This is a genomic window from Flavobacterium bomense, assembly GCF_003970355.1.
This window is the reverse complement of record NZ_RYDJ01000005.1, coordinates 190,381-199,820: the sequence shown is the minus strand read 5'-3', so window position 1 is coordinate 199,820 and position 9,440 is coordinate 190,381. Positions and strand designations below refer to the sequence as shown.

Here is a 9,440-nt window from a genome sequence, read left to right as displayed (position 1 = left end):
TCGAATCTTTTTTTGAAAATAAATTTTCCTTTTGATCTAAGTAACTTGCCAGTATTTTAAAGAACTTCTAAACCATTGCGGGTGCAAAACTACACCCTTTATTCGCTTTTACAAGCTTTTTAATCCCTTTTTTTTGACCTTTTCTTAACTTTTTCTTTAACTAGCTGATATCTCGTTTTTTGAAGATCAAAGTTTTTTCTTTATAACCCTACCCGCCTCCAAAGTATACCCTTTCTTTCTCTAAAACGACTATTCCAACTGCAATACTAACACTTCGATTCCTTTTCTTTCTTTGCCAAATATTTCGAAATACAGCTATAGCTGCTCTTTTACCCGCTCTTCGTTTCGCTTTTCTAATTCATAGGGTGCTTTACCTCCATTATTGAAGTCTAAAATTAATCCAACTAATGGTTTTGTGCTATATAGATGGGATAGTGTGTTAAATTGTACTATTGCTTTTATATCCTATATATAAGGTATCATTATATACATCAAAACAACTAAAAGTTCTAAACTAAGAAAGCACGCGTTAGGGATAGTAGTGAAAAGCCCGCAAGAAAGTGGAGTGCAACGCAACTTTATGAGGACTTGTAGCGGATAGCCCGACTCCTTATATAAAAAGAGACTACTACACGCTATAGTAATTCCTCTTTTTATATATGGAGGAACGCTCAAATAATAGCTTAACGCCTTTAGTTTTCTACCTTTTATAGGGTCACGTTAGAAATTACGGATTTGTCTTGTAGCAAAATGTCACTATCACCGGCATATTGATCTTTTGATTTTATTAAAAGCCAGGTGTTTTAGTGTTTCGTTTTTAGTTTCACTAATATGAATTTGCTTTTGAGTTTTTTTTCATTAAGAATAAAACTGAGATGTCCTTTTTGTAAATCGGTTATTAGTTTGCATATCCAGTTTTACCATGCTCCGAGATTTATTTGCTTTAAACAGAATAGAAGTAATCCATTTAAACAACATAAATTTATTTAATGCATATTATTACAAACATTAATAAAAACTTATAAATAAAAAAACCCACCTTTGTAATTAGATAATTAATATATTCCCTCAGCTAAAAAAAAGAATAATTAAGGATTTTAATGAGTGGGTTACAAAAAAATTGTTGACGGAATTGCAGTATGTCCTTTCATGCTAAAAATTTGCGCTGTAATATTTTCCTTTTCTAATATTTTGAATTAGTAAACAAATACTAGAATTTTAGCGATGAAAACAGATGCCTATTGTATTCGCTTAACTTTTAACCAACCAAAAGTTGAGCGGTGCAATTCCTCTTCCACTGAATATTCCGGGGCAAACTGAACACCCTATTCCGGTTTAAACTGTACATGTGATTGCTGATGGCGATTTTATGGGTGTATCTCCCCGAATATTCCACCACCTGACTTGAACCGCCAAAAGGTTGCTTAGCAAATACCATGAATCCTGCCGGATTTGTTAGTATTCATTGCCATTTCCTAAAAGGATCACTTTATGTTTTGTGATGTTAAGAGCAATTTTCAACCCTTTTTACGGACTGTTTTATTTTAATAATCATAAGCGACTTTTACCAGAACGAATTTTAATTGTAGTTTAAATAACATATATTTACTCAATGATTAACAAAATACAGTTCGTTTAGAGGTTTTTATCCCGATCCTTCAGGAGAATTGACGTTATGTGTCAAGTATACCTAAAATCGGAGAAAAATAACGAATTATGACTGAACAATTTTCACAAAAGACACAAGAAGAATTAAAATCTTATGTTTATATTCTAATTGACCCAAGAGATAACAAAATATTCTATGTTGGAAAAGGTTATGGAAATCGTGTTTTTTCTCATATTAATGAAGCAATATTTAATCCAAGCGAAACTGAAAAATTAGAAATTATCAGAGCAATTAAAATAGAAAATTTAAAAGTAAAACACTTTATAATTAGACACGGATTAGAAGAAAATGAAGCTCTAATAGTTGAATCTGTTTTAATTGATTTTTTGACCTTTAGGGATTTTGCAGAAATTGCTAAAATTTCAAATATCGTCGCTAGACATAATTCATTTAACCAAGGAATTAAAACTGTTAATGAATGTGAAATACTTTACAATTGTGAAGAATTAAAAAAAGAAAATATTGAACATACAGTTTTAGTAATTAATATAAATAAAACATACGATAATAAACGAAAAAAGAAAAGTGAAAATCCAGTTTATGACAGACCCAATATTTACGAAGCAACTAGAGGTTGGTGGGTATTAGACAAAACAGAGCAGAAAATTCAGAGCTTGTTTTAGCCGAATATAAAGGTGTAATAAGAGCAATATTTAAACCTGAAAAATGGGTTCAAGATATTGAATATAGAGGCACAAAAAGATGGGGATTTGAAGGTTCAGAAATTATTTCAAAAGAAATTCTTGATATATATGAATAAAATAGTGCCTAAAATTAGAGGAATGGCAAATCCTATTCGTTATTTTGAAAAAATATAATAGTAAAAAAAACCAGCCAATAACATTTAGCAAACTAGAACATTTAAAACAGCCGTTCTTATGAAGAAACTCGATTGATTTCTTTCCTAAAAGCAGCCTGTTATTTTTTATTAACTTTATTCTAGTCCTTATTATAGTATTCCTTTTGCCCTATAAACCTTTATTAACCTACATTAAAAAAAAATGAAAAAATTCTCTTTATTATCCTTCATGATTCTTCTAACCATCAGCTGTGCTTCTCAAGAATCTAGCGTTGCTCGTGTTGATCCTACAAAATACATGAATACAATAACAGCTGACGAACTTAAAACGCACCTTTATATTGTTGCTTCAGACGAAATGGAAGGCCGTGAAACAGGATCTGCCGGACAAAAAAAAGCGGGGATGTACCTCATTGATCAATATAATAAAAATGCGGTTCCCTTTCCTACAGGCGCTTCCGACTATTACCAAAAAATTCCTGCTGCCTTCCTAAATGCAAAACGCAATGAAAACTTACCGGATTCTGAAAACATTTGGGCCTATATTGAGGGTTCTGAAAAACCAAATGAGGTCTTGGTCATTTCTGCCCATTACGACCACGTAGGGACAAAAAACGGAGAAATTTATAACGGCGCTGATGATGATGGTTCCGGAACTGTTGCTTTGTTAGAAATTGCACAAGCATTCCAAATAGCTAAAAAAGCAGGTCATGGTCCAAAACGCTCCATCCTATTTCTCCATGTTACCGGCGAAGAACATGGTCTACATGGCTCCCGATATTATTCTGAAAATCCTCTATTCCCATTAGCCAATACAATAACTAATATCAATATTGACATGATAGGCCGTCGCGATGATGCCCACGCCAGCAGCAATAATTACGTATACGTCATTGGTGCCAATCGATTATCAACTGATCTGGATAACATTTGTACCTTTGCAAATGCTAAATACACCAATCTTGTTTTGGATTACAAATTCAATGACCCAAAAGATCCAAATCATTTTTACGAACGTTCTGACCATTATAATTTTGCCAAAAACGGTGTGCCTTCTGTTTTCTTTTTTAATGGCGTCCATGCTGATTACCACAAACCTACTGATAGTCCGGACAAAATTGAATATGATGCCTTGACTAAAAGAGCCCAGTTTGCATTTGTAACCGCCTGGGAACTGGCAAACCGCGCCGAAAGACCTATGGTAGATAAAAAATAAAGTTAGCATTTGGGCACATCCACGCTTTCACTAGCGTTACAGCGTGGTCGGGCTATTCGTTACAATCTTTTATATCTTGTCAGGATTAAAAACCCTGACAAAATATAAAAGGATTTCCACTGCTATCCCTTGTGCAAACCCACAAGGAACGGATTGTCTCATTTATTAATTCATTTGCAGTCCAATAAAAAACTTCAAATTCTATCTAAATAATTTTACCGGACAACACTGTTTTTAAAAAATGTATATTTGACAACCTAAACTAAAAAAATGCAACTCGTTTTCGCTTCCAGCAATAAAAATAAAATTTTCGAATTACAAAGCATGCTTCCTAAAACCATAACCATTGTAAGTTTAGAAAGTATCGGTTGTCTTGAAGACATACCGGAAACAAGCGAAACGATTGAAGGCAATGCCATTCAGAAAGCAAATTACATCACTGAAAAATATGGATGCGATTGTTTTGCAGACGATACTGGACTCGAAGTCCATTCCTTAAATGGAGCACCCGGCGTTTATTCTGCCAGATATGCAGGCGAGCAACGCAATGCAAATGATAATATGACTAAATTATTAGATGCCCTTTTGGATAAAGAGGATAGAAAAGCACAATTCAAAACAGTTATAGCACTAAATCTAAACGGGAAACAATATCTGTTTACCGGAATTGCTGGTGGTGAAATAACCTTAAAGAAAACTGGTAATCAAGGTTTTGGTTACGATCCGATCTTTCAACCTGATGGCTATCAGGAAACTTTTGCCGAATTATCATTAGATATAAAAAACAAAATAAGCCATAGAGGAAAAGCAACACAAAAACTGATTCGTTTTCTAAAGACGAATAAATAAACGATTCAATTGTACTATTTTTATAACAAAAACTTGAATTCCAAATAAAAATTTCACACTAAATACACCAAATCAAAACGATTAATTTTCAAACAAAACGATAACATTCTGATAATCAAATTATAATAAATTGTAAAATCTTAAAATAGCATTAGTTTATATGAATTATAAACAGTAATTTTGCACCCTATTTTAAAAATACATATGAATAAATTTGAACAATTAGGATTGAGTGAATCGTTACTGAAGGCGATTTTAGATCTAGGATTTGAAAATCCGACCGAAGTACAGGAGAAAGCGATTCCCCTATTATTGGAAAAAGACACAGATATGGTTGCGTTGGCTCAGACAGGGACAGGGAAAACGGCAGCATTTGGATTTCCAGTTATTCAGAAAATTGATGCCAACAACAGAAATACTCAAGCATTAATTTTATCTCCAACACGCGAACTTTGTTTGCAGATTACCAACGAAATTAAAAACTACTCTAAATACGAAAAAGGTATTAATGTGGTAGCAGTTTACGGTGGAGCTAGCATTACAGATCAAGCGAGAGACATAAAGAGAGGCGCGCAAATTATTGTAGCAACTCCAGGAAGAATGCAAGATATGATTAATAGAGGTTTGGTAAACATCTCTCAAATCAACTATTGTATTCTTGACGAAGCTGACGAAATGTTGAACATGGGTTTTTACGAAGATATCGTAAACATCCTTTCTACTACGCCAGACGAAAAAAGCACTTGGTTGTTTTCAGCTACAATGCCTGCCGAAGTAGCACGAATTGGAAAACAATTCATGAAAGACCCAATTGAAATTACAGTTGGAGCTAAAAATTCAGGTTCTGCTACAGTTTCTCACGAATTTTACCTTGTAAATGCTCGTGATCGTTACGAAGCCTTGAAACGTTTAGCCGATGCTAATCCAGATATTTTCTCAGTAGTATTTTGTCGTACCAAAAGAGATACGCAAGCTGTTGCTGAAAAATTAGTTGAAGACGGATACAGTGCTGCTGCATTGCACGGAGATTTATCTCAAGCGCAACGTGATGGTGTAATGAAATCTTTTAGAGGAAGACAAATCCAAATGCTTGTCGCTACTGATGTTGCTGCACGTGGAATTGATGTTGATAACATTACTCACGTAGTAAATTACCAATTACCAGACGAAATTGAAACTTACAATCACCGTTCAGGTCGTACTGGCCGTGCTGGTAAATTAGGAACTTCTATCGTAATCGTAACTAAAAGCGAATTGCGCAAGATTTCTTCAATTGAAAGAATCATCAAACAAAAATTCGAAGAAAAAACGATTCCTTCTGGAATTGAAATCTGCGAAATCCAATTATTACACTTAGCTAATAAAATTAAAGATGTAGAAGTTGATCACGAAATTGACAACTATCTTCCTGCAATTAACAGCGTTCTTGAAGATTTATCGAAAGAGGAATTAATCAAGAAAATGGTTTCGGTTGAATTTAACCGTTTTATCAATTATTACAAGAAAACTAGAGATATTTCTAATCAAGCTTCAGGTTCTGAAAGACGTGAGCGCGACGATAGAGATGGTGCTCCGAGAGAAAACAACAATGGTGGCGCAACACGATATTTTGTGAACATAGGTTCTAGAGATAACTTTGACTGGATGTCATTGAAAGATTACCTCAAAGAAACATTAGACTTAGGTCGTGATGACGTTTTCAAAGTAGATGTAAAAGAAGGATTCTCTTTCTTTAACACAGATCCGGAACATACCGATAAAGTAATGGAAGTATTGAACAATGTTCAATTAGAAGGACGTAGAATCAATGTTGAAATTTCTAAAAACGATGGTGGCGGAAGACGTGATCATAACGGAAGAAGTTCTGGCGGAAGTTTTGGCGGAGGTCGTTCTGGTGGCGAAAGAAGTTCAGCTCCAAGAAGAGAAGGTAGTTTTGCTCCAAGAAGAGAAGGTTCTGGTGGATTTAGAAGCGACAGAAATTCTGCTCCTAGAGAAGGTGGTTTCGGAGCAAGAAGAGAAGGTGGTTTTTCATCTGACAGACCTCGAACAGAAGGTTCTGACAGAGCACCAAGACGTTCTGAAAGCTTTGGTGACACACCAAGACCAAGAAGACCAAGAAGAGACTAACATTCATTGTTAATATTCTTATAATTATATACTGAAACTACAAAATATTTAATCCTGTTTTATTACTTTTAAAGTCTTAAATCAGTTTATGAAATATTTTGTAGTTTTCTTTTTTTTAGTACTATCTGTACCTGCTTTTGCGCAAGTTAAGAAACCTTCCCAGAAAGTTGATGGTGTCATCATCAGTAACACAACTAGAGAACCATTATCTAGTGTAAACATCATTAATATTAATAAAGTCAGAGGAGCGACAACCGATTCAAGAGGCCATTTTGAAATCGATGTACAACTAAATGACACACTTCACATTACCAGTCTCGGATTCCAATCGCTTCGTGTACGAGTTACTAATGACTGGATAAAAAATAAAAGCACCAAAATACAGCTAACAGAAAAAGCAATTGCTCTTGAAGAAATAGTTATAAGACCTTTTAATCTAACCGGATATCTTGAAGTAGATACTAAAATCATTCCTATCAGTGAAAATTACCGCTACAGTATTTCCGGATTAACACAAGGATACGAGGCAGGTGAATATTCCCCAAATGCATTTGGAAGAGTATTGGGCTCCATCTTTAATCCAGCAGATATGCTTTATAATTTCTTTGGTAACAACCCCAAAGAACTCAAGAAACTAAAAGAATTAAAAAAGGATGATACCGTTCGAAATCTTTTGGAATCAAAATTCGACAGAGAAACTATTGCGGTACTTTTAGGTATTGACAAAAATGAAATTCCTGAAATTTTGCAACGCTGCAACTACTCTGATTCGTTTATAAAAACAGCAAACGACCTACAAATCATGGATGCCATCAGTGGCTGTTATGAAGAATATAAAGTTTTAAAGATAAAATAAAACATACTCTTATATTGAAATTTTGCCATTTCCATAAATTAAATCATTCCTCAATTCTTAAAGAAATTGGGGCTTTTTTAAAGTAATATTTCAAACAAATCAAAAATATTATATACATTTACCTACATCAAGAATTAAAAACAAAACCTAAATACTCCTATTATGGCAAAAAGTCAAGACGCGAAGAAAACCGCAAAGAAAGAGCCTTTAAAAACGGCTAAAGAAAAGAAAGAAGAAAAAAGAGACAAGAAAAACACTCCCAAAAGAGACTAATTATTAGTGAGCAGTGAGCAGTTTTTAGTATTCAGTTACAAATAGACTGAATACTAAAAACTGATTACTGAACACTTTGTTTTATTTGACTGGAATAGTAGCTAAAATTTCCAAAACAAATTTCCAAAATTTCTGAGAAGAAGAAATACTAGCTCTTTCATCAGGGGAATGCGCTCCGTGAATGGTTGGCCCAAAGGAAATCATATCCATATCCGGATAATTTGTCCCTAGAATTCCACATTCTAATCCTGCGTGACACGCCACTACTTTTGGTTTTTCACCGTTTTGTTTTTCGTAGATTGGCACCAAAACATCCAAAATTTCAGATTCTGAATTTGGTGTCCAACCAGGATATGCACCTGAAAATTCTACTTCACAACCCATTAGTTCAAAAGCGGAACGCAACGCATTGGCCAAATCAAATTTAGCCGTTTCAACAGAAGAACGTGTTAAACATTGTACTGAAAGTTGTCCATCACCTACAATTACTTTGGCAATATTATTCGATGTTTCTACTAAATCTGCAAAATCAGCACTCATGCTGTACACTCCGTTGTGCGCCGTATACATAGATCGTACAAAATAAAACTGAGCAATTGTAGGCATTACTCTAGCAGGAGCTGCCTCCATTTTTTCAAAAACAACTTCTAAATTTGGCTCTGTCGTTTTAAGTTCCGTTTTGATTTCGTTTACAATTTGCTGCATGTCAAAAACAAAAGCTTCATCATATACCTCGGCAATAATTACTTTAGCTTGACTTTCACGCGGAATTGCATTGCGTAAACTTCCTCCTTTTATTTCGGAGATTTGCAAACCAAAATTATCAAAACCATCAAATAACAATCGGTTCATGATTTTATTGGCATTGCCTAACCCTTTATGAATATCCATTCCGGAGTGACCGCCTTTCAGGCCTTTTACAGTAATTGTATACCCCACAGAACCTTCGGGAGTGGCCTCTTCATCATACTCTGCAGTGGCCGTCACATCAATTCCTCCTGCACAACCAATATCTATTTCATCATCTTCTTCCGTATCCATATTTAAAAGAATTTGACCTTGTAGAATACCTCCTTTTAAGTTCAGTGCTCCTGTCATTCCTGTTTCTTCGTCAATAGTAAACAAAGCTTCTATTGCAGGATGCTGAATATCAGTACTTTCTAAAATTGCCATAATCGCAGCAACTCCAAGACCGTTATCAGCACCAAGCGTTGTTCCTCGAGCACGAACCCAATCTCCATCAACATACATATCGATTCCTTGGGTATCAAAATCAAAAACAGTATCAGCATTTTTTTGGTGCACCATATCCAAATGTCCTTGAAGTACGATAGCTTTTCGGTTTTCCATACCAGCAGTTGCCGGTTTTCGGATAATTACGTTGCGAATTTCGTCTTCAAAAGTCTCTAATCCAAGGCTTTCGCCAAATTTTTTTATGAACGTAATCACACGATCTTCCTTTTTAGAAGGACGAGGCACGGCATTCAAATCGGCAAACTTGTTCCAAAGTGCTTTTGGTTCCAGACTTCTTATTTCTTGACTCATTTATTTGTGTTTGAGGTTTAACATTTACAAGTCCCAAAGTTACAAAGTTTAAATTCCTTACGGTAGTAATTGATATTGTAATTATATTTACATTTCCAAAATTCAA

6 protein-coding genes and 1 pseudogene are annotated in these 9,440 nt (G+C 34.6%); 5 read left to right on the top strand and 2 right to left on the bottom strand.

What is annotated here, in order from left to right; translation table 11 throughout:
- Window positions 1-1,348: 1,348 nt before the first annotated feature.
- Window positions 1,349-1,441, bottom strand: a pseudogene (locus EKL98_RS06940) (transposase); the annotation flags it as partial.
- 275 nt (window positions 1,442-1,716) lie between these two features.
- Here EKL98_RS06940 and EKL98_RS06935 point away from each other — a divergent pair.
- The 5 genes from EKL98_RS06935 to EKL98_RS06915 all read left to right on the top strand — a co-directional run bounded on the left by EKL98_RS06935 (window position 1,717) and on the right by EKL98_RS06915 (window position 7,516).
- Window positions 1,717-2,292, top strand: a complete 576-nt coding sequence (locus tag EKL98_RS06935; protein ID WP_233589378.1) for a GIY-YIG nuclease family protein — start codon at window positions 1,717-1,719, stop codon at window positions 2,290-2,292.
- Between the two features lie 378 nt (window positions 2,293-2,670).
- The gene (locus EKL98_RS06930; protein ID WP_126460895.1) at window positions 2,671-3,684 is read left to right on the top strand and encodes a M28 family metallopeptidase; all 1,014 of its coding nucleotides are present in this window, start codon (window positions 2,671-2,673) and stop codon (window positions 3,682-3,684) included.
- Between the two features lie 270 nt (window positions 3,685-3,954).
- Window positions 3,955-4,533 carry a non-canonical purine NTP diphosphatase gene (locus EKL98_RS06925; RefSeq protein WP_126561883.1) on the top strand — a complete coding sequence of 193 codons (579 nt, stop codon included), beginning with the start codon at window positions 3,955-3,957 and terminating at the stop codon, window positions 4,531-4,533.
- Between the two features lie 204 nt (window positions 4,534-4,737).
- Window positions 4,738-6,660 carry a DEAD/DEAH box helicase gene (locus tag EKL98_RS06920; RefSeq protein ID WP_126460901.1) on the top strand — a complete coding sequence of 641 codons (1,923 nt, stop codon included), beginning with the start codon at window positions 4,738-4,740 and terminating at the stop codon, window positions 6,658-6,660.
- Window positions 6,661-6,748: 88 nt separating this feature from the next.
- Window positions 6,749-7,516: a carboxypeptidase-like regulatory domain-containing protein gene (locus EKL98_RS06915; RefSeq protein WP_126561882.1), complete on the top strand. Its 768-nt coding sequence runs from the start codon at window positions 6,749-6,751 to the stop codon at window positions 7,514-7,516.
- A 354-nt stretch (window positions 7,517-7,870) separates the two neighbouring features.
- Here EKL98_RS06915 and EKL98_RS06905 read toward each other — a convergent pair whose 3' ends face one another.
- Window positions 7,871-9,334: an aminoacyl-histidine dipeptidase gene (locus tag EKL98_RS06905; RefSeq protein WP_126561881.1), complete on the bottom strand. Its 1,464-nt coding sequence runs from the start codon at window positions 9,332-9,334 to the stop codon at window positions 7,871-7,873.
- Between the last annotated feature and the right edge of the window lie 106 nt (window positions 9,335-9,440).